The 19,804-nt window shown below is 46.9% G+C and carries 21 protein-coding genes and 1 other RNA gene; 7 read left to right on the plus strand and 15 right to left on the minus strand.

The annotated features are described in order from the left end of the window. Window positions 1-96 precede the first annotated feature (96 nt). Together rnpB and rsmI are read right to left on the minus strand one after the other, a co-directional pair. Window positions 97-456: RNase P RNA component class A (gene rnpB / locus Q1B47_RS21135), an RNA gene on the minus strand. A 77-nt stretch (window positions 457-533) separates the two neighbouring features. After that, the gene (rsmI, locus tag Q1B47_RS21140) at window positions 534-1,376 is read right to left on the minus strand and encodes a 16S rRNA (cytidine(1402)-2'-O)-methyltransferase (RefSeq protein ID WP_299798555.1); all 843 of its coding nucleotides are present in this window, start codon (window positions 1,374-1,376) and stop codon (window positions 534-536) included. 102 nt (window positions 1,377-1,478) lie between these two features. On the opposite strand from rsmI, the gene Q1B47_RS21145 reads away from it, so the two are divergent. From Q1B47_RS21145 to Q1B47_RS21160, 4 genes are all read left to right on the plus strand, one after another. After that, window positions 1,479-3,341, plus strand: coding sequence for a penicillin-binding protein activator (locus Q1B47_RS21145; protein WP_299798559.1), 1,863 nt, complete (start codon window positions 1,479-1,481; stop codon window positions 3,339-3,341). After that, window positions 3,338-3,694: a YraN family protein gene (locus Q1B47_RS21150; protein ID WP_299798563.1), complete on the plus strand. Its 357-nt coding sequence runs from the start codon at window positions 3,338-3,340 to the stop codon at window positions 3,692-3,694. The genes Q1B47_RS21145 and Q1B47_RS21150 overlap by 4 nt, the downstream gene beginning before the upstream one ends. Window positions 3,695-3,767: 73 nt before the next feature. Next, complete coding sequence (locus Q1B47_RS21155) at window positions 3,768-4,361, plus strand: phosphoheptose isomerase (RefSeq protein ID WP_012144586.1); 594 nt, start codon at window positions 3,768-3,770, stop codon at window positions 4,359-4,361. Between the two features lie 77 nt (window positions 4,362-4,438). Continuing rightward, window positions 4,439-5,011 carry a BON domain-containing protein gene (locus Q1B47_RS21160; RefSeq protein ID WP_299798570.1) on the plus strand — a complete coding sequence of 191 codons (573 nt, stop codon included), beginning with the start codon at window positions 4,439-4,441 and terminating at the stop codon, window positions 5,009-5,011. Between the two features lie 35 nt (window positions 5,012-5,046). Here Q1B47_RS21160 and Q1B47_RS21165 read toward each other — a convergent pair whose 3' ends face one another. Beyond that, complete coding sequence (locus Q1B47_RS21165; RefSeq protein ID WP_299798573.1) at window positions 5,047-5,934, minus strand: DMT family transporter; 888 nt, start codon at window positions 5,932-5,934, stop codon at window positions 5,047-5,049. Window positions 5,935-6,060: 126 nt separating this feature from the next. On the opposite strand from Q1B47_RS21165, the gene Q1B47_RS21170 reads away from it, so the two are divergent. After that, complete coding sequence (locus Q1B47_RS21170) at window positions 6,061-6,936, plus strand: LysR substrate-binding domain-containing protein (RefSeq protein WP_299798576.1); 876 nt, start codon at window positions 6,061-6,063, stop codon at window positions 6,934-6,936. 478 nt (window positions 6,937-7,414) lie between these two features. Here Q1B47_RS21170 and trpS read toward each other — a convergent pair whose 3' ends face one another. The 3 genes from trpS to rpe are packed head-to-tail and all read right to left on the minus strand — an operon-like array spanning window position 7,415 to window position 9,804. Beyond that, the gene (trpS, locus tag Q1B47_RS21175) at window positions 7,415-8,422 is read right to left on the minus strand and encodes a tryptophan--tRNA ligase (protein ID WP_299798579.1); all 1,008 of its coding nucleotides are present in this window, start codon (window positions 8,420-8,422) and stop codon (window positions 7,415-7,417) included. Continuing rightward, window positions 8,419-9,126, minus strand: a complete 708-nt coding sequence (locus Q1B47_RS21180; protein ID WP_299798582.1) for a phosphoglycolate phosphatase — start codon at window positions 9,124-9,126, stop codon at window positions 8,419-8,421. Before Q1B47_RS21180 ends, trpS begins: the two co-directional genes overlap by 4 nt. A 3-nt stretch (window positions 9,127-9,129) precedes the next feature. Continuing rightward, a complete protein-coding gene (rpe, locus tag Q1B47_RS21185) occupies window positions 9,130-9,804 on the minus strand; it encodes a ribulose-phosphate 3-epimerase (protein ID WP_299798585.1) in 675 nt (224 codons plus the stop codon). A 211-nt stretch (window positions 9,805-10,015) separates the two neighbouring features. Between rpe and Q1B47_RS21190 the strand changes: the two genes are divergently transcribed. Next, window positions 10,016-10,372 carry a hypothetical protein gene (locus Q1B47_RS21190; protein ID WP_299798588.1) on the plus strand — a complete coding sequence of 119 codons (357 nt, stop codon included), beginning with the start codon at window positions 10,016-10,018 and terminating at the stop codon, window positions 10,370-10,372. 11 nt (window positions 10,373-10,383) lie between these two features. After that, a complete protein-coding gene (locus Q1B47_RS21195; RefSeq protein WP_299798591.1) occupies window positions 10,384-10,569 on the plus strand; it encodes a DUF2970 domain-containing protein in 186 nt (61 codons plus the stop codon). 38 nt (window positions 10,570-10,607) lie between these two features. Here the strand turns inward: Q1B47_RS21195 and Q1B47_RS21200 are convergent, their stop codons facing one another. The 9 genes from Q1B47_RS21200 to Q1B47_RS21240 form a co-directional block, all read right to left on the minus strand. Further along, the gene (locus Q1B47_RS21200) at window positions 10,608-11,447 is read right to left on the minus strand and encodes a Dam family site-specific DNA-(adenine-N6)-methyltransferase (protein WP_299798594.1); all 840 of its coding nucleotides are present in this window, start codon (window positions 11,445-11,447) and stop codon (window positions 10,608-10,610) included. Window positions 11,448-11,499: 52 nt separating this feature from the next. Continuing rightward, a complete protein-coding gene (locus Q1B47_RS21205) occupies window positions 11,500-12,945 on the minus strand; it encodes an AAA family ATPase (RefSeq protein ID WP_299798597.1) in 1,446 nt (481 codons plus the stop codon). 17 nt (window positions 12,946-12,962) lie between these two features. Further along, window positions 12,963-14,039 carry a 3-dehydroquinate synthase gene (gene aroB / locus Q1B47_RS21210; RefSeq protein WP_299798600.1) on the minus strand — a complete coding sequence of 359 codons (1,077 nt, stop codon included), beginning with the start codon at window positions 14,037-14,039 and terminating at the stop codon, window positions 12,963-12,965. 8 nt (window positions 14,040-14,047) lie between these two features. Further along, window positions 14,048-14,563, minus strand: a complete 516-nt coding sequence (aroK, locus tag Q1B47_RS21215) for a shikimate kinase AroK (protein ID WP_299798603.1) — start codon at window positions 14,561-14,563, stop codon at window positions 14,048-14,050. Between the two features lie 219 nt (window positions 14,564-14,782). Further along, the gene (locus Q1B47_RS21220; protein WP_299798606.1) at window positions 14,783-16,831 is read right to left on the minus strand and encodes a type IV pilus secretin PilQ; all 2,049 of its coding nucleotides are present in this window, start codon (window positions 16,829-16,831) and stop codon (window positions 14,783-14,785) included. Between the two features lie 21 nt (window positions 16,832-16,852). Then, window positions 16,853-17,368 carry a pilus assembly protein PilP gene (locus Q1B47_RS21225; RefSeq protein WP_299798609.1) on the minus strand — a complete coding sequence of 172 codons (516 nt, stop codon included), beginning with the start codon at window positions 17,366-17,368 and terminating at the stop codon, window positions 16,853-16,855. Beyond that, window positions 17,368-17,991, minus strand: coding sequence for a type 4a pilus biogenesis protein PilO (locus tag Q1B47_RS21230; RefSeq protein ID WP_299798611.1), 624 nt, complete (start codon window positions 17,989-17,991; stop codon window positions 17,368-17,370). Before Q1B47_RS21230 ends, Q1B47_RS21225 begins: the two co-directional genes overlap by 1 nt. After that, complete coding sequence (locus Q1B47_RS21235; RefSeq protein ID WP_299798614.1) at window positions 17,988-18,566, minus strand: PilN domain-containing protein; 579 nt, start codon at window positions 18,564-18,566, stop codon at window positions 17,988-17,990. The genes Q1B47_RS21230 and Q1B47_RS21235 overlap by 4 nt, the downstream gene beginning before the upstream one ends. Then, window positions 18,554-19,633 (minus strand): pilus assembly protein PilM, encoded by a 1,080-nt coding sequence (locus tag Q1B47_RS21240; protein ID WP_299798617.1) that lies wholly within the window; start codon window positions 19,631-19,633, stop codon window positions 18,554-18,556. Before Q1B47_RS21240 ends, Q1B47_RS21235 begins: the two co-directional genes overlap by 13 nt. Window positions 19,634-19,804 lie beyond the last annotated feature (171 nt).

Genomic DNA, 19,804 nt, shown 5'->3' on the forward strand with positions numbered 1-19,804 from the left:
TTTCTTTTATTAGGTGACATTGGTGCCCGATAAGCCGAAGCTGTAGACTGACAGCAAAAAGCCCGCAGGTTATTAAACCTGCGGGCTTTCTTTTATTAGGTGAGTTGGCCGATAAGCCGGGTCTTGTCGTGGACAGTTATTCATCTAGGCCTGCAATCGCTCGCAGGCTCAAGCGACCTACCCGGTTCCAACGCGAGCCGCGCAATAACTATTAAAAGTAATGGAACCCTATTTGGTCTTGCTTCGGGTAGAGTTTACCTTGCCACAGACTATTACTAGCCGTGCGGTGCGCTCTTACCGCACCCTTTCACCCTTACCAATCCGAAGATTGGCGGTCTTCTCTCTGCTGCACTTGTCGTCGGTTCACACCGCCCAGGCGTTACCTGGTACCCTGCTCTATGAAGCCCGGACTTTCCTCCCCGTTCTTGCGAACGCAGCAACTGTCTGGCCAACTCGGCGCGGATTATAGCCTAAGGGATCGCTACACACCAACAAAATAAACCGAAATGGATGAAATCCGGCTCACAATTTATCTATAACCCAATCTCCAAACCATATTTATACAGCGCATTCTTCTTAAGCCCGTAGATCTGCCCGGTTATCGCGGCCGCTTTCTTGAGGGGCAACTCATCGGCGAGTAGCTTAAGTGTATTAACCACCTCAGCGGCAATCTCCGACTCCTGCTCACTGCGGTAACCATGACACATCAACACTATTTCACCGCGCTGTTGGTTAGGGTCACTCTTGACGGTTTCCAGCACCTCACTGACCGGACCGGAAAGAAATGTTTCAAAGGTTTTTGTCACCTCCCGCGCCATCACTATCTGCCGATCGGCCCCAAACGCGGTCGAGATAGATTCTAAGCTATGAAGAATACGATGAGGTGATTCGTAGAAGATCAATGTTCTGGGATCTTCCCTAAGCTCTGCCAGCTTATCTAAACGCCCCTTCTCTTTCGATGGCAAAAAGCCTTCGAACGAGAAACGATCCGAAGGCAAACCAGATGCACTCAGTGCCGTTATTGCCGCACAAGGGCCCGGTAATGGCGTCACGGTATAGCCTGCACCTCTTACCGCCGATACGAGGTGGTAACCGGGATCAGAGATAAGTGGCGTACCGGCATCGGAGATAAGGGCTACAGGCTCACCATTGCTTAGCTTTTGAATGATCCAATCGGCTCTGTCTCTCTCATTGTGATCGTGTAGTGCGGTTTTTCTTGTCTCGATACCGAAATGGCTCAAAAGCTTGCCGCTATGACGAGTATCTTCACAAGCAATTAATGCAACATTATTAAGCACCTCTATGGCGCGTGTACTGATATCGGCAAGATTACCAATAGGGGTTGGAACTATGTAAAGTGCGACCGCCAGATCCATATCTACCTCGGTTTGACTATCACAAGACTTTCGTCAAGCGTGAGAGAAGGTTAAACTATTGGCAGCATCTTACCAGAGTGGCCTCTTGTGTTGAAAAAAAGTGTGTTGAAAAGACTGAATACAACTAAATTAATTGCTATCGCAGTTTTAAGTGCTGTTTTATTCGGTTGCGGAACGACTCCCGCACCGGTGAAACCCGCCGCCAAACAGATCTCATTGGTGAGCGCCCCTCTGCAAGCTACTGAATACATAGATTTAGCGGCAAAATCAGCTAATCAGGAAGAGCAGAATAGATACGCTCTGCTCGCCGCCCATGCCTTTATTAATGACGGCGATGCCGGTTCTGCAAATAAGACTCTTAAATCTGTCGAGAAGAGTTTGGTGCAGAAGCCTGAAATTCTGGCCGAACATAGATACCTGACGGCCCGGGTACTCGAAATGACTTCGACCTTTGATGAAGCCCTCAGCCAACTGGAGTACCCAAACCAGTGGCAACTTGCCGACTGGCAAATGGTCGCTTTTCATCAATTTAAGGCCAGGTTATTCCAACAGATTAAGCAACCAATCGAACAGGTAAAGCAGCTCACTCTCTTGAGTTCATACCTTCCCGCATCTCAAGCGGGAGAGATCAATGACAGCATCTGGCGAATTCTGCAGCCTATGCATGAGCAGACCCTATTGACCTTTAGCCAGGACAGCTCCAGTCCTGTCTTTGCGGGCTGGCTACAACTGGCCTACATAGCAAAGCACTACGCTATCGACCCCAATCAATTGGTTCAACACTTAGGCAGCTGGCAGCATGCGAACCCGACTCATCCCGCCGCAGTGAAACTGCCGACCGATCTGGAAAAAGCACTCAATGTGCAGCCCTACAGCCCTAAAAATATCGCTGTACTACTCCCTTTATCCGGCTCCAGAGCAACTCTCGCCAGCACGGTGAAACAGGGAATACTCTCTCGTTACCTGGCCAATCCTGACGATAGCGTCTCGATCAACTTTTTCGATACGGCTAAAGGAGCACAGACGGCTTATCAGGCGGCATTAGATGGCGGTGCCGAGTTTATTATCGGCCCACTATTGCAATCTGAAGTTGAGCAGCTTCAACAACCGGCTTTAGCTTCAACCTCTGACTCTCCGCAGCAGTTACTAACTGGGGCGGTTAAGCGCGTTCCTCAGCTATACCTGAACCATATTGAGAACTTCATCCCCGACGATAATCAGTTCTATTTCGCGCTCTCCCCCGCTAATGAAGCGCGTGATGCGGCCAAGAGAATATTTAACGACGGGATCACCACGCCGCTGCTTCTGGCCAGCAATAATGCCGTCGGCCACAGAATGGCAGATAGCTTCAATCAGGCATGGACTGAGTTAACACAACGCCCTGCCGAAGTTCATTATTACGATGCCGGTGATCAGATGAAGGTTACGGTACAGAAATCTTTGGGTGTCATCGACAGTAAGGAACGTATTGCCCGAATAAAGGCGCTACTGGGAAATGATATCGAAGCCGACTTCCGCTCCCGACGCGACATAGATGCCATCTATATGATCTCCGGTAACCGCGACCTCCCGTTACTGAAACCTTTTATCGATGTAAACTTTAGTGTTTTTGCCGACCCGGTTCCCCTCTATACCAGCAGCAGGAGTCGTGTTGAAGGAAGTTCGCGTGAAACGGCTCAAGAGCTAAATAACTTGAATATCAGTGATATACCATGGTTGCTACAGAGCAGTGATGAGACTCGTTTAGTCGAAGAACTGTGGCCATCGTGGAGCTATAGCCAAAAACGCCTCTACATCATGGGCTATGATTCCCTGGAACTTGTAGGTAAATTGGCTCAGATGCGGGCCCTGCCCGGCTATCAGTTTTCCGGACGAAGCGGTATGCTGTCCGTCTCTCCCGACGGAACAGTAAACAGAGAACTTAGCTGGGGTCGTTATCAGCGGGGTAATTTACGCCCGCAATGATAGGCGACGATAAGAGCAAGGTATCGACAGAGCACGGACAGACAGGTGAGCGCCTGGCATTAGAGTACCTGACCCGGCAAGGCCTGACATTCATCGAACAAAATGTCCGGTATCGATTCGGTGAAATTGATCTGGTCATGAAAGATGGCAAAGAGTGGATCTTCGTCGAAGTGAAATATCGCTCGAAAAACCAATACGGCGGAGCCTTGAATGCACTAAGCTCCGGACAGTTAAAGAGATTGAGGCGCGCAGCCGAACATTACATGCAGATCAACAATATCGACGCCAGCTGTCGATTCGATCTGATAGCGATAGATGCAGGCCAGATACAGTGGCTGCCAAACGCTTTTTAAACACCAGATTAATGACTCATGCCGTAACCCGTTATTGCATGATAACAAGAGATTTAAAATTAAGGATGTCCCCATGTTAGAACGTATTAAAGATAGCTTTACCCACTCCATTCAAACCAAGATCGATGCATCTGAGGCGCTACCCGAGTCTATCGCCAAGGCTGCGGAGATGATGGTTCACTGCCTGTTAGGCGGCAATAAAATTCTGGCATGCGGTAATGGTGGCAGTGCGGGTGATGCACAGCACTTCTCTGCAGAGCTACTAAACCGCTTTGAGGTTGAACGTCCGCCACTACCGGCTATTGCACTGACAACTGATACTTCTACCATTACGGCTATCGCCAATGACTATAGCTACGATGAGATCTTTTCTAAGCAGATCTTAGCGTTAGGGCAGCCTGGTGATATCCTGCTGGCAATCTCAACCAGCGGTCACTCAGGCAATGTGATCAAAGCAATTGAAGCGGCACTAAGCCGAGATATGACTATCGTGGCCCTGACGGGTAAAGACGGCGGCCCGATGGCTGGCCTGCTCAGCATTAACGATGTAGAGATCCGTGTGCCCTCTAATAGCACGGCGCGCATTCAGGAGGTGCACCTGCTCGCGATTCACTGCCTGTGTGACAACATAGATCGCACCCTCTTCCCTCAGGATGAGCAGCAATAGGAAAGCGATATTGCTTCTAAATGTCACCCTGACTCTCGGGTGACATCTCACATTCCATTGTGTCAGGACAAAATATAATGATCAGACTGCTCTCACTAGCAGCGATAGCGCTACTACTTCAAGGCTGTGCCGGTGCCGTCATGGTTGGGGCTGTTGGTGGTGCAATGATGGTCAATGACGAGCGGAGTTTCTCGACTCAGCTTGACGATACCAACGCAGACTTCCAGATAGCCAGCGAACTCGCCACCCTGGAAGATGTAAAAAACCAAGCCAATATCACCGGCGTGGTGATGAATGGAAATGTACTGCTGATCGGCCAGTCACCAAACTCCATGTTAAGAGACAAGGCTGTCCGTGCCGTTCAGGAACTAAAATTAGGTGGGAAGATCCATAACCAGATACGGATCGGCAACCCCACCTCATTCACAACCCGGAGTAACGACACCTGGATAACCACTAAGGTGAAAACCCGGATGCTAAATACCGATAACCTTGATGTGACCCGCATTAAGGTGATAACAGAAAACGGCGAAGTATTTCTGCTTGGCTTAGTGGCAAGAGATCAGGCAGACCTTGCGGTCGATGTTGCCCGGAATACCGCCGGCGTTCGCAAGGTGATCAAGGTCTTCGAATCACCGGCTCCAAAATAGCCACCACACCCGTATCTTCAAAAGCAATTATACGCTCAGCCATTATATCCCTGAGCAACTGCTGCGGCACGCTGTCGACGTTTCACTCCCACCGATATCCAGGGTAACAGGAGTGAAGGCAGCACGATAAAACCTGCACCGAGCCAGCTTAACCCATCTAACCACTCATCGAACCACAGCCACCCAAAGAATACACAGAAAATTAATCCGGTATATTCTGCAATGGCGACTTCACTGGCTTTGGCTTTACGATATGCAAGCACGCTCAACCACTGATAAGCCAACAGAAAGGCGTTACTCACTACGGCAAGACCAATGACTTCCCAGCTCAGCCCGGAGAATCCCTGAACGATAGTGAATAACATGACGATAGGGACACTAAACAGGTTATACAGCATAAGGGTAACCGTGGGTGACTCTGTAGAGGGCAGCTTCTTTAACACCAACTGATTGATGGCAAAGGTGAGCGCTCCCGCCAGCACGGCGATACCAAAAACATTCATCTCACTGGGTCTGAGAATGATTAAGATACCAATAAAACCTAAAACACCCGCTACCGATTGCGCGCCACTCATCTTCTCTTTTAAAAACAGATAGCCCATGAGCATAATCATTAAAGGAGCCGAGTAAAACAGTGAGCTGACAGTAGCGAGAGGCAGCGACATCAGCCCCATGATCAGCAGCAAGGCTCCAGAGGTACCCACATGGGCTCTGAAGAGGTGAAGCTTAGTATGGCTACTCCACGGTGCTCCCTCCCGTAACCAGAGCGGCATTATCATCAACACCGCCGTGAGCTGACGTATGAGTAGAAATGTTGCGGCATTTACATCCTCAGATACCCACTTAACCGACACATCATAAAGCGCACTAAATACATTTCCGAAGACTAAAATTCCGATACCAATAACGACAGCACGATTCATTGCATGCCCACACAAGTAACAATAGATGCGGCTTATGATATAGAGCACATAATGTTAGCTGAAATGATGTTTTTTAATCATAGATGAATTAGATTCATGCTAAATCCAGATACTGAGCCTCTATTTATGCGAAAAATCCCCCCACTACGCGCGCTACAGGTTTTTGAGGCGGCAGCCAGGCAGCAACACTTCTCCCGCGCCGCCGATGAGCTCTGTATCACCCAGAGTGCCGTCTCTCATCAGGTTCGGGTACTCGAGGAGCACTTTGGGGAGCAGCTCTTTAACCGATCAGGAAGACAGCTCAAATTGAGTATGAAAGGGGAGCAGCTCTATACAGAGCTTTCCAGAATTTTTAACGAGCTGAGCGATCTGAACCAACAGATATCGGGTGGTGAGAATCACGAACTCAGGCTTGCGGTATACAGCTCATTTGCGGTGAAGTGGTTGATCCCAAGGCTGAGCGATTTCAGGCGCCAATATCCGGAGATAAAGATTCGCCTGGATATGATTGCCGACGATCCAGATCTTTCCGATAGCGTTGCGGACATGTTTATCAGCGGCCAGAGTAATCAACCCGGCTACTGGCATCAGCTACTCCATAAGGAGCGCTTGATACCCGTTTGTAGCCCGGATCTGTTTGCCAGAGGAGAAACGGTTCTCATCGACTCTCTGTGGCAATACCCCTTGCTTACTGTCGATGAAGGCCCTATAGGCCTGGACTGGGACCGATGGAGCCTTGCCAATAACACCCCTTTCCCGGCGGATCTACAGCAACATATCTTCAGTCATGTATTACTCGCCATTGAGGCGGCAGTCGCAGGTCAGGGAATCGCGTTAGCCTCAGATTTCATGGTAGTGAACGACATAGAGAAGGGCCGACTGGTCGCCCTGGATCTACCCGATATTTTCACAGGCTTTGAATTTAACTTCAGCTGTAAACGGCGCAGGTTAAAGGAACCAGCCATCGCCGCTTTCATCGAGTGGATCTGCCATCAGAAATGAGGAGGGCGAGTCACGAGTCACGAGTCACGAGTCACGAGTCACGAGTCACGAGTCACGAGTCACGAGTCACGAGTCACGAGTCATTAGATTAAAGCAGAGCGATAACCATAATGGTAAATAGCCATAACAGTTTTTGACAAGAAGCCAGACACAACGAAGGTTTTAAACCATCCGTGGTAAACCTTCATAAGTGTTCTGACTGCCAGGGATGGTGGGAATGTCAGTAAATGCAGGGAGCATTTGTGGCCTGACACAAAGTCTATTTCTTTTGACCTCCAGGGATGGAGGAAATGTCGGTTTCATGTAAGGAACATGAACGACCGTCCATGGGACTCTTATTCAACAAATAGAGTCATAAGTGTTCCTGACACAAAGCCTATTTCTTCCCGTCCATGGGAAATAGGCATAAGTGTTCCTGACACAAAAAAGCCGACACAGGGTCGGCTTTTTCATGAGAAAACAGAGATTTTAAACAGGCTTATACCAGCAAACCTATTTTCTCGTAGACCTTTTTAAGCGTGACCTCAGCACGAGACTGAGCCTTCTCGGCCCCCTCCTGCATCACTTGATTCAGGAAGGTTTGATCCTCTCTGAACTCACGATATCTGGCTTGAAGAGGTTCGATCATTTCTACCACAGCTTCACCGGCGGCAACCTTAAGGTGACCATACATCTTGCCTTCAAACTCGGCTTCCAGGCCGGCAATGCTCTTACCCGACACACCCGACATCAAGCTAAGCAAGTTAGAGACACCTGGCTTATTCTCGGTATCGAAACGAACCACTGGTGGCTCATCACTATCGGTCATCGCTTTCTTGATCTTCTTCATGATCTTCTTAGGCTCTTCGAGCAGCCCGATAACGTTATTACGGTTATCATCCGACTTAGACATCTTCTTAAGCGGATCCTGAAGCGACATCACCTTAGCGCCGTGTTCAGGGATAAACGGCTCAGGAATAGTGAAAGTATCACCATAGGCATTGTTGAAACGTGTCGCGATATCACGAGTTAGTTCAAGATGCTGTTTCTGATCCTGACCAACGGGGATCTCATTGGCTTGATACAACAGGATATCGGCGGCCATCAGAACAGGGTAAGCAAACAGGCCGACGTTGATGTTACTGGCATGCTTTTGCGACTTGTCTTTAAACTGGGTCATACGGTTAAGCTCACCCATCTGGGTATAGCAGTTTAATGCCCAGCCCAGCTGCGTATGCTGCGGAACCTGAGATTGAATGAATACCGTGCTCTTCTTAGGATCGACGCCACAAGCAAGGTACAGTGCCAAGGTATCAAGACAAGCTTCTCTTAGAAGTTTAGGATCCTGTCTTACCGTAATGGCGTGAAGATCGACGACACAGTAGAGGCAATCATGGCTATCTTGCATGGCAACCCACTGTCTCAATGCGCCCATATAGTTACCTATGGTCAGTTCACCTGACGGCTGTGCACCGCTAAGTACTATGGGTTTGGCGGGGTTAGTCATACGTTTTCTTGCTCCATTACTTTTACGCTGTTATTTACTAGTGTCAAAATTTCACTAAATTGTTCACAGACCGCATCCGGACTGCTAAGACTGATATCTTCACCGTAGTTATACCCATAGGTCAAGCCTATGGAACTAATACCTGCAGCTTTAGCCGCCAAAATATCATTTTTTGAATCACCAACCATCAAAAGCTCATCTCTCTCAAGTTGCCAGTGGTTCAGAAGGTGGGTTAACGGCAAAGGATCGGGTTTCATCCGCTGCAAAGAGTCACCACCAAGGACCTCAGAGAAAAGGTGCTCGACCTTAAACGCCTCCAGAAGAGGCATGGTGAATTTATGTGGTTTGTTGGTAACAATAGCCAGCTGGTACCCGGCTGCGTTCAACGCTTCCAACACGGTTAAAACATCCGGATATAACTTACTGTACCTTTGGAGATGCTGTTGATAATGGTGCATGAAACGAGGCATCACATCATTGAGCAGGGATTGCTCCACATCGCGCTCAAGCGCTGATGAAAGCGCCCTACGCATCAACATCTCGGCACCATTGCCAACCCAGCTTCTCACCTGAGTCTCTGAACATGACGCCAGGTCGAACTCCTGCAGCGTAGCCTGGGTGGCAGCAGCGAGATCCGGTACGCTGTCAATCAACGTACCATCCAGGTCGAAGGCGATAGCCTTGAGTTTTTTCCACCGACTCATCGTTTATGACTCGACTTTAGCCAACTCTGCACGCATCTCATCGATAACAGCCTTGTAGTCCGGCTTATTAAAGATCGCAGAGCCAGCTACAAACATGTCGGCACCCGCCGCCGCAATCTCGGCAATGTTATCAACCTTAACGCCGCCATCGACTTCCAGACGAATATCATAGCCGCTATCATCGATTAACTTACGAACTTGTCTTAGTTTATCCAACGTTGACGGGATGAAAGATTGACCACCGAAGCCAGGGTTAACCGACATCAGTAAGATGACATCCAGCTTATCCATAACATGATCCAGGTAGTGCAAAGGGGTACCGGGGTTAAACACTAAACCTGCTTTGCAGCCGGACTCTTTGATTAACTGTAAGCTTCTGTCCAGATGCTCTGAAGCTTCCGGATGGAATGTGATAATTGAAGCACCCGCCTTAACAAAATCGGGAATAATACGGTCAACCGGCTTAACCATGAGATGTACATCGATATCTGCCGTAATGCCATAATCACGCAAGGCCTGACATACCATAGGGCCAATAGTCAGGTTCGGTACATAATGGTTATCCATTACATCGAAGTGTACCACGTCGGCACCTGCGTTAAGGACGGCATCGACATCTTCACCTAAACGGGCAAAGTCGGCAGATAAGATAGAGGGAGCAATAAGAAATGGGCGCATAGCAAACTCACTACAGTGTTTAAGAAATACGCTATTCTACCTTTTGCTAGCTTAAGCCACTAGGCCTTATGGGGGATTTCGATATGATCGACCACAAAAATTATCATACATTCGTACAATAATTGAGAGCACGGAAAAAAAATGTTCAAAATATAGTCGGCTTTGCTATAATAACTCGACCTGCGAGCGAGGTTTGATAAAGGACGAGGCGATGAAAAAAGGGAAAAAACTATCAACAAGCATGAAGTCAGCCGCTTTCATTGCGACTTCCGCAACCGCTATCGCTATCACAGCAATGGGCGTTCAAAGTTTTTCCTCTTCCGATCCATTATCGGCCTGTGTCTGCAGCACAAGTTCTGAATCCAGCTATAATCCATCCCTTCCTGCGAGTCACCCCAGTAATCGTTGCGCACGCCAATCAGAAGATCTTAACTGGACAAATTGGTTTGCAGGTAAGAGCCGTTCAAACCAGCTTCACTTCGTCGATCTTCTCGAGCTGCTACATGGTCATAACGATGGGCCGCTGGACGATGTGAATCCGGCAAAGAGTCAGCAGAATAGCTTTTAAGATATAGGCATATGCTAAGAAAAGGCTGGGAGTTATTACTCAGCACTTTGGCGGCTTTCTTCGGTGTTCAAAGCGAGAAAAACAGAAAACGAGACTTCCAGACCACCTCTCCACTTCCGTTTATTATTATGGGGTTAGTGCTGGCTATTGCATTGGTATTCACCTTGCTGTTTATCGTTAAAGCAGTGCTGGAGTAAAACCAACAGTTCAACGGCCACCAGCCCCTCAATAATCTTTAATCGTTCTCACTATGATACCGGTCATCATAAAGGGCCATAAGTTCATCGACTTTATTACGTGTGCTGCCTTTCTGACTGATATTTCTCTGCACCTGAATCGTGTCGAATCTGGCCCCATGATAAAGCTCCCTCGTCAGAGGAATATCGTGGTTACTGATCAGAACAGGGAAGCCACGTTCAATAGCTGTATGTCGGGACTTACGCGCAAGCAGGGCCTGATCATCCAGACTGAAGCCTGTGCCTACATAGGTAGTGAAGCTGGCTGTCGTTGAAAGTGGAGCATATGGCGGGTCGCAATAAACAACATCCCCCTCGGTGGTAAGATCAAACGCTTGTTCATAGCCGATACAGCGAAACTCGGCACACTGCGCTTTCTCAGCAAAGGCTCTGATCTCTTTTTCCGGGAAGTAAGGCTTCTTGTAAGAACCGAACGGCACATTGAAGCCACCTTTACGGTTATAGCGGCACAAGCCATTAAAACCATGACGATTCATGTATAGGAAGTAGACCGAACGAAGAAATGGATCGCTACTTAAGTTAAATTCGGCTCTTACTCTGTAATAGGCTTCCTTTTCATTCATCTCAGGCACGAACATCGCTTTAGCAGCCGCGATGTATCGCTCAGGCTCCGACTGAACAATCTTGTATAGATTGATAAGGTCCTGATTAATATCACACAGAAGGTAGCTTGAGTAATTTGTATTCAAAAATACAGAACCCGCGCCAACGAAAGGCTCTACCAGACGCTTCCCCTCGGGAAGGTGCTCTGTGAGTGCTTCAATCAGTTTGAATTTACCGCCCGCCCACTTAAGAAAGGCTCTCTGTTTTTTACTCATCTAAATTGATTGAATGCTAAGAAAAATGAAGTCACCGATTGTACTCTGTTTATTAAGGAATATCACGAGCAGGAAGGCTATCTTGTAGTTCATAACCGACTAAATTTTTCTGTGAGCGGATCCAGGGAGTATTTAGCTGATATTTTGCTACTAAATCCTGAGCTTTTTTGTCTGCCTGCGCCCAGGTGTCGAAATGACCAAGCAAGACAACCCACTTCTGTTGATAACGCGCCACCTTAACACCTTTCTCGCTCTGCAGAATGTCTAAGATGTTATCGAGCGATCCAGGTTGACGAACACTCGCCAGCTGCAGAGTAAACCCTTTTACTTCAGGCTCTTTGTTAGTGTGATCTGCAGCCGAACCGGCTTCATCGTTGGCTGCCGCCTCCTTACTATCGACCGAGGTAAGCTCAGTGGGCTCAATCTCTGCCAGCCCCTCAAACTCCTCAACTGACGACAGCTCATCCGAAGCAACGCTCAAACCGGGCTCTGCTGCACTTTCTGTTATCGGCTGAGACTCATCACCCGCCTCAGCCTCAGAAGCAACCTCCCCGTCAGGCTCAGTCTTAACCTCAGCGAGTTGCTCCCGCACTCTCGAAGGCTCGACAGGTAGAGTCTGATGAACAATAAAATATCCACTCAAAAGCTGTTCGCCATATCCATATAAAAACGAAGGGCCGGACTCAGGTTCTAACACGGTTTTTTCCGGGATATACGGGCTTGCTTCTCTATCTTCGACTGAAAGAAGCTGATAACCAAGTATGAAGCAGAGAGAAATTACAACGCCTGCCAGCGCCCACTTATACCATTTGCGTGATACAGGGGTATCCGGCTCACCGTGCAGGGCAAGCTCGAGCAGGTTAACCACCTCTTGAGGTGTGCCGGACTGTTTTCCCAACTGCTCTTTGACTATCTCCCTTGGAGTGAAGGGGTCTTCATCACTCCTACTCAACAGGGTGTAGTAGAGTGCCTCTCGCTCTTGAAACGATAGTGGATCGATGCCGATGGACAGCAGCGTCTCATGCTGTTGCTCGGGTAGCTGATTGAGCAGATGTTCAAAGAAGTCATGGGTGGTTGTTAATGCCACAGAGATGGCTTTTCCCGGAATTGAGAGCTGGCTGAGCACAATGCATTCGGCCAACACCTCCATCGGTAGATGGTGCGCGTCATCGAGCACAATACAGGAAGCCGAAGGCAGCGCTCCGGAGAGTCTCAATACTGTTTCTGGAAGTGGGATCTCATCATCGAAGACAGGCTCGGACAGTAGCTGAACTAAAATTTTTCTGCGAATTTCACTGCAATCACAGTGTTTAGGACAGGTGACAAGGGCCGAACTAAATTCATCGAGCTCATTAAGAAGAGAGGTGACGAGAGTTGTTTTACCGGAACCGGATGAGCCGGTAAGCACCAGCAACTGCTGTCCATAGAGACTCACATGTTGAAGTCGCTGCAACAGGTTTTCTTGGCTTGGTAATAATATCGAGTCTTTAAATGTCACTCATGCACCACACAAAACTATGCGCAGCGAATAACAGTTTCCAGTAGTTCATCGCTCACCTCACAATAGATCCCAGCCTTGCCTATCGCTTCCGGGAGAACTAATCTGAGCTGACCTTTCAGTACTTTCTTATCTCGCCGCATATGCCTAATGAAATCGTCGAAATTCATCGACGCAGGAGGAGTAACAGGCAGGTCAAACGCTTGGAATAACTTAGTTACTCGACAAACAATTGACTCATCGATTAGCCCCATCTCTGATGCAGTACTAGCAGCAAGTACTGTGCCAGCAGCGACCGCTTCACCATGCAACCAAACGCCGTAACCCATTTCAGCTTCTATTGCATGGCCGAACGTATGACCTAAGTTGAGAAGCGCTCGCACCCCATGCTCGGTCTCATCCTGAGCAACAACTTCAGCCTTTATCTCGCAGCAGCGTCCAATCGCGTAGGTTAATGCTTGAGTATCCAGTGACTTCAATGGCTCGACATTCTCTTCCAGCCAGCCAAAAAACTCATCATCCCAGATAATGCCGTACTTTATGACCTCGGCCATTCCGGCAGCGAACTCTTTTGCCGGGAGTGTTTTTAAACAATCCGTATCGATGAGTACCATTTTAGGCTGATAGAAGGCGCCTATCATATTTTTACCGAGAGGGTGATTGACGGCGGTTTTACCACCTACAGACGAGTCGACCTGAGCCAGCAATGTCGTAGGCACTTGAATAAAATCGATTCCTCTCTGGTAACTGGCAGCGGCAAAGCCTGTCATATCACCGATTACACCACCACCTAAGGCTATTAGCACAGCGTCTCTGCCTAGGTTTTGCTGCAACAAGGAGGTAAAGATACTATCCATCTGTTCGAGAGTCTTGTATTGCTCTCCATCGGGTAAGATGACAGGTTCAACACAATCAAATGGAGATAACACTGTTTGTAGAGTCTCCAGATAAAGAGGCGCTATAGTGTCATTAGTAACAATCAGGATCTTTTTATCTTGGAGGTAGCGAGCAAAATGCTCGCCACAACTCGTCAAATTCTGGCTAAATATTATTGGATAGCTACGCTCACCTAAATCAACCTGAATTTGCTTCATTTTCCTGCCTAGAAACCTAACTGTTCAATAATTTGATTTGCTACCACTTTTGCACTCTGCTCATCGGTCTTAACGATGACATCAGCAATCTCTTCGTATAAAGGATTACGAATCGCAGCCAGATTCTCCAAAACTTCTCTTGGATCTTCAACTTGCAACAATGGACGTCGCTTATCTCGTTGAGTACGAGCGACTTGTTTATCGATTGTTGTTTCTAGGTAGACAACAATTCCACGAGCAGAAAGATTATTACGGATCTCTTTACTCTGAATAGAACCACCGCCTGTCGCTAAAACAATACCTTGCTTTTCAGTTAAATCGGCGACTACCTGTGTTTCACGAACGCGGAAACCTTCTTCGCCTTCGACATCAAAAACCCACGCTATATCCGCACCTGTGCGGTTTTCAATCTCTTGATCTGAATCGTGGAACTCTAAGTGCAGCATCTGTGCCAGATGACGCCCTATAGTGCTTTTACCAGCCCCCATAGGACCTACTAGGAAAATATTACGTTTCTCAGCCATTGCTTTTACGTCTGAATCTTATATGAAGTTTGCGGATGCCGATTTAAAAAATAAAACCGACCTTAAATGTTACCTTGCTCTATTGAGACTTGACCGGGGATTATCTCAGCTAAACCCCATTGAAGGCAAGTAGTGATGCTCACATTCTGTAAAATTAGTCCGACTAACACAGAAGAGCCAGCGCCTCCGGCACTGGCTCAGGTTTCGCCGATAGGCGCTTTAAAGCTCTTGTGAAACAATCTTAGGAGTTACAAAGATCAACAGCTCCTGTCTCTTGTTCTCATCGGTTGTGCTTCTGAAGAGGAAGCCTACAAAGGGGATATCTCCCAAAACAGGTACCTTATTCACCCTATTAATCAGTTGCTGCTGATAGATACCACCAAGCACAATCGTCTCACCGTGATCGACCAACACCTGAGTACCTATACGTTGCGTATCGATAGAAACCGCCGTTCCCAAAGGCGTAGCCACTACCTTGCCTTGAGAGTCCTGCGTAATTTCAAGGTCGAGAATCACCCGGTTATCGGGAGTAATTTGTGGTGTCACCCGCAGTGACAGTACCGCCTTCTTGAAACTAACTGTTGCAGCACCGCTGGAGCTCGCCTCTAGATAGGGGATCTCAACACCCTGCTCAATATAAGCTGCTTTCTGATTAGAGGTCATGATGCGCGGACTGGCAATAATCTCACCTTTATCCTCTTTCTCTAAGGCACTCAACTCCATATCAAGAACCGTACCATCGGCCAACTTGGCCACATGGAACGCCACCCTCGCAGCACCGGTGGAAGCAGGCAGATTCACATTTAACCTTTCGGCAAGTGCCGGAACTATGCCATTTGAAATATTTTCAGCTCCCTCCAGGCTACCGGAAGTTCCCTTATCACCCTGCTGATCAGTTATGCCCCAACGGATCCCCAACTCCTCGGAGACATCATCCTTTACCGTCACCATACGTGATTCGATCAACACCTGACGAATTGGAATATCGAGTACTTCGATCAATCGATGCACGTTCTCTAACGTCTCTTCGGTATCTTTCACCAATAGCGTATTCGTACGTTCATCAACCGCGACACTCCCCCTGGCCGATAACAGGCTGGAGTCTTCACCTTTTAATAGCTCGGCAATATCTGTCGCCTTGGCATAATTGATCTGAAGATATTCAGAGTATAAAGGAGCCAGCTCCTTGACCTCCTGCAAGTTCTTCAGTTGTTGACTCTCTCTGATCGCCAGCTCTTCACTAGGCGCGATCATCAGAATATTACCCTCGATACGTTTATCCAACCCCTTGGTCTGCAGAATAAGATCGAGTGCCTGATCCCAGGGCACATCATCTAAACGCAGAGTGATATCACCTTCCACCGTATCACTGGTCACCAGGTTAAAATTATTATAATCGGCGATAATCTGCAGCACGGTTCTCACCGAGATACTTTGAAAATTCAGTGACAGTGAACGGCCCTCATACTTCTTCTCTTTCTTGGCGACATTAACCCGCTCGACCTTATCTACACTCAGTCTAAACAGGCTGCCCTCCTGCTTATAGTTGTACTCATAGTTACCTGCAATATCGATCAATATACGAGTCGTCAGTTCATCTTTAAAGGTTTCAAAACTTCTCACCGGTGTGGCAAAGTCCTGTACGTCCATCACATAAAGAAAATCTGAAGGTATTTCAGTGTTATAAAGCTTTAACTCCAATTTGGAGCCAACCTGCTCCACGTTCGCAGCCACCGAGCTATTATCTAACTTAACTAAGAGTTCACCACCACCTTTAGCGGTTCTTTTGAAATCAATATTATCAACCCCGTTGATAAATGGATTAGAATCCTTGTTAGCGCTATTGGTCACTTCATCATTAATTGTCAGGCTATAAATATTACCGGCCAGCTTGCCTTGATAGGCTTTAACCTTATCCAGTAGTACGACTACCTGCATAACACTATTTTCTTGCTTAATCGAAACAGTCTCGACACCAACGGTGTTAATGGGAAGCGAATCTTTTTCTAAACCGGATACACTTTCATTAAAGCCAAGAATAATTTCAGCAGGAGATGCATTAAGATCTATTTCAGGCTCCAATATTTCATTCTCAAATATCAATTGAAGCTCTAACTGATGATCAACGATAGAGTGATACTTTACATCCACTAAACGATTCGCAGCCATCGCGTATGACGTTCCCACAGTAATTAGCGCTAAACAAGCGACAACTCTAAAAAGAACTGACACATTAAAAAAATTTTTATTCGCGGCAGAAGATTCCATTATTCCCTCATCCTTCGCTTGTTATTTACCAGTTAATTCCAGGTTGCTTAGTCTTTCTGTCCAGCAACCAGAACCATCTGGAATTAATTCAATTATTTCGACTGTTTGTGGTGTAACTTTAGCAATTCTTCCGTGATATAGCCCCAGGTACTCTCCAATACCCAAACGATAGACACTACCATCATTTGTTTCTACTAAGGCCCAAATATTCTCTACTTCACTTAAAGTCCCACGCATTTTTAAATTATCAAGAGCATACGTCTCTAACCGACCTTTGCGTCGCTTCAGGTCGGGTTGCAAACAATCCTTTGACGTATCAATCACCTCTTCAGTTAATTCTCTTGAAGGAGGAACGAAAGGACTACGCATTAAATCGGCTTGATATTCAAAATGTTCAAATTTTGGCGGCTCTTTCAATGGCGGAATATGTGCCACATGCTGGGCCTTGGTAGTAGTAACAAATAGCTCTAAATCACTACGATCGCCAACACAGCCGACCAAAAATACGCTTAATATTAACAAAGGAAGAAGTTTCATTATTTTTTCCCCTTCCCTTTCTTAACGTCCGCAGGTAACGCTGCCCCCTCTTTAAAGCGGTAGGTCTTTGCCAGAATCTCCATCCCTAAGCCACCGGTATCACTCTTCTTAATGACGAAGTCATGCAGGCTCACAATACGTGGTAACTTAGCGACACCGCTGACCATCTGTCCTAACTCATGGTAATCGCCACTGACAGTCATGCTAATGGGAAATTCAAAATAGAAATCCCTCGGAATCACTTCACGCCAATCTAAGCTTTCAATTTTTAAACCTGAGTCCGTAGCTACGAAGGTTAAATCATCGAGTAATCCCGGCATCTCATTTTTAGATGGTAACATTTTTAGCAGCTCGGCAAACTGAAGTTCCATCGCCGCTAATTGTTCACGATACAGCTTTAAATTAGCAGCCAGCCGATACTTAGACTTAAAATCATCTCGCAGGGTAAGCTCAGTTTGCTGCTCTCTATTTAAGGTATCTATCGCATCTGAAATAAACAGGAAGTAACTGGCAGCAAAAATACATATTGACAACATGATAGCGAAAACAAGTTTAACGAATGGAGGCCAACCTCCTATGTTTTCAAAATCAATATCATTAAACTGACTCAGGTCAAGGTTCATTTAGTCGCTCCTTGTTCTGAACTTTCTACACTATCGCTTTCATTGATCGTTACTTTCAAACTAAATCGCTGTAACTGTCTCAACTCTTCATTATGGGCGACGATAGACTGCATATTTGGATCAAGAAGCCACTTAGACGTCTTCACCTTTCTCATCATATTTGCCACATTATTATTGGATTCACTGCGGCCCTCGATCCACAACAGGCTCCCCTTCTTCTCGATACTGGAGAGGTAGATACCCGGAGGAACAACACGTACCAGCTCATCCAGGACATGAGTCGGCAAATTCCGTGACTGTTGTAAATTCAATATAATCTCTGTTCTGCGTTCGATATCTTTTTTACGCGTTCGAATCTTAGTTATTTCGGCGATCTGTTTCTCTAAAAGCTGGATCTCACCTTGAAGATATGCATTTCTGGCTCTTTGATTATCCGTCATCATGTCGATAAAGCTCAATGAGAGAAACACAACCAATGAAGAGGCAAGGAAAACCAATGCCAATATGCCAATGTAGTCTCTCTTCTGCTTCTCTCTTGCTTCTTCTCGCCAGGGTAAAAGGTTTATGTTCGCCATTGAGAGTAACTCCTCAGCGCTAAGCCACAGGCAACCATATATTTGCCTATCTCAGGTTGCAATTGGCTCTTCACCTCATCATCGGCATGTAGGCAACCCTGAAACGGATCTGCAATGATGGTGTGAACTCCTAGTTCATTAGTTAATAGATTTGCCATCCCTTCAAGCTTAGATGTTCCTCCACATAAAATAATGTGATCAACTTTATCCTTACCGCTGGATGTGCAATAAATCTGTAAGGTCCGCTTTATCTGTTGCAAGAGCTGAGTCTGAAAAGGAGATAAAACTTCAAACATATAATTACGCGGCAGGTCACCCTCCAGCTTTGCCTTCTCGGCTTGCTCATGTGACATTCCGTAAAATGAGAGAATAGATTGAGTAAATTGCTCCCCACCAAAAGCCTGTTCACGCACAAAGCTTGTCTCACCATTCTCGACCACTGCAAATGTGGTGATGTTGGCACCAATATCGACCAGGGCTACAACCTTACCTTCGGCGGCATCCGGCAGTTGCGCCGCTACAACCTCGTAAGCTCGCCCAAGTGCATAGCCTTCGATGTCGACAACTTTGGTTTCAAGGTTGATATCATCAAGGGCGTCTACACGAGCGTCAATATTTTCAGTTCGACACGCACTAAGCAGTACATCGACCTTGGTCGGGTCGGTACTGTTTACATTTAATGTTTCAAAATCAATGCTAACTTCATCGAGGGAATATGGAATAAGATTATCGGCCTCGATCTCGATCTGGCTCTCCATCTCCTCTTCACTCAGAGATGCATCCATATAGATGACCTTAGTCATTACCGCAGAGCCAGATACCGCTACAGATGCGAATTTAGCACTCTTAGGCAGTGCGCGCTTTACCTGCCTTAATGACTCGACAACCGCATCAGTATCACGGATTTCGTGATCATTTACGGCCCCCTTTTTTACGGGTACTGCAGCATGACTTACAATTTTATAACCATCAGCCGTCTGGCTCAGCAGTATTGCCTTTATTTCGTGGGAACCGATATCGATTCCTACCATCTGCGGAGCCTGACGCTTCCATAATTTTGAAAGCATAGTCCATCGTCACTTTTTTGTTATTGTTTCAAGAATTAGATTAGCACAAAATCAACTCGTTATAGATATTTGTACAGAATGTTTCCCGGTTTTACAATTGCCATTTTTTTGACAACCTTTTTTACTTCACCATTGAGCGAGCGCCTTATATACTATTGACCTTGCAAAAAA

Origin of the sequence: uncultured Shewanella sp. (assembly GCF_947501225.1) — a bacterium.
Taxonomy (GTDB): domain Bacteria; phylum Pseudomonadota; class Gammaproteobacteria; order Enterobacterales; family Shewanellaceae; genus Shewanella.

Bases quoted from the DNA above. Each gene is read 5' to 3' on its own strand.
- rsmI (WP_299798555.1), bottom strand. From the start codon at position 1,376: ATGGATCTGGCGGTCGCACTTTACATAGTTCCAACCCCTATTGGTAAT.
- Q1B47_RS21150 (WP_299798563.1), top strand. From the start codon at position 3,338: ATGATAGGCGACGATAAGAGCAAGGTATCGACAGAGCACGGACAGACA.
- Q1B47_RS21155 (WP_012144586.1), top strand. From the start codon at position 3,768: ATGTTAGAACGTATTAAAGATAGCTTTACCCACTCCATTCAAACCAAG.
- Q1B47_RS21160 (WP_299798570.1), top strand. From the start codon at position 4,439: ATGATCAGACTGCTCTCACTAGCAGCGATAGCGCTACTACTTCAAGGC.
- Q1B47_RS21165 (WP_299798573.1), bottom strand. From the start codon at position 5,934: ATGAATCGTGCTGTCGTTATTGGTATCGGAATTTTAGTCTTCGGAAAT.
- Q1B47_RS21170 (WP_299798576.1), top strand. From the start codon at position 6,061: ATGCGAAAAATCCCCCCACTACGCGCGCTACAGGTTTTTGAGGCGGCA.
- trpS (WP_299798579.1), bottom strand. From the start codon at position 8,422: ATGACTAACCCCGCCAAACCCATAGTACTTAGCGGTGCACAGCCGTCA.
- Q1B47_RS21180 (WP_299798582.1), bottom strand. From the start codon at position 9,126: ATGAGTCGGTGGAAAAAACTCAAGGCTATCGCCTTCGACCTGGATGGT.
- rpe (WP_299798585.1), bottom strand. From the start codon at position 9,804: ATGCGCCCATTTCTTATTGCTCCCTCTATCTTATCTGCCGACTTTGCC.
- Q1B47_RS21190 (WP_299798588.1), top strand. From the start codon at position 10,016: ATGAAAAAAGGGAAAAAACTATCAACAAGCATGAAGTCAGCCGCTTTC.
- Q1B47_RS21195 (WP_299798591.1), top strand. From the start codon at position 10,384: ATGCTAAGAAAAGGCTGGGAGTTATTACTCAGCACTTTGGCGGCTTTC.
- Q1B47_RS21200 (WP_299798594.1), bottom strand. From the start codon at position 11,447: ATGAGTAAAAAACAGAGAGCCTTTCTTAAGTGGGCGGGCGGTAAATTC.
- aroB (WP_299798600.1), bottom strand. From the start codon at position 14,039: ATGAAGCAAATTCAGGTTGATTTAGGTGAGCGTAGCTATCCAATAATA.
- aroK (WP_299798603.1), bottom strand. From the start codon at position 14,563: ATGGCTGAGAAACGTAATATTTTCCTAGTAGGTCCTATGGGGGCTGGT.
- Q1B47_RS21220 (WP_299798606.1), bottom strand. From the start codon at position 16,831: ATGGAATCTTCTGCCGCGAATAAAAATTTTTTTAATGTGTCAGTTCTT.
- Q1B47_RS21225 (WP_299798609.1), bottom strand. From the start codon at position 17,368: ATGAAACTTCTTCCTTTGTTAATATTAAGCGTATTTTTGGTCGGCTGT.
- Q1B47_RS21230 (WP_299798611.1), bottom strand. From the start codon at position 17,991: ATGAACCTTGACCTGAGTCAGTTTAATGATATTGATTTTGAAAACATA.
- Q1B47_RS21235 (WP_299798614.1), bottom strand. From the start codon at position 18,566: ATGGCGAACATAAACCTTTTACCCTGGCGAGAAGAAGCAAGAGAGAAG.
- Q1B47_RS21240 (WP_299798617.1), bottom strand. From the start codon at position 19,633: ATGCTTTCAAAATTATGGAAGCGTCAGGCTCCGCAGATGGTAGGAATC.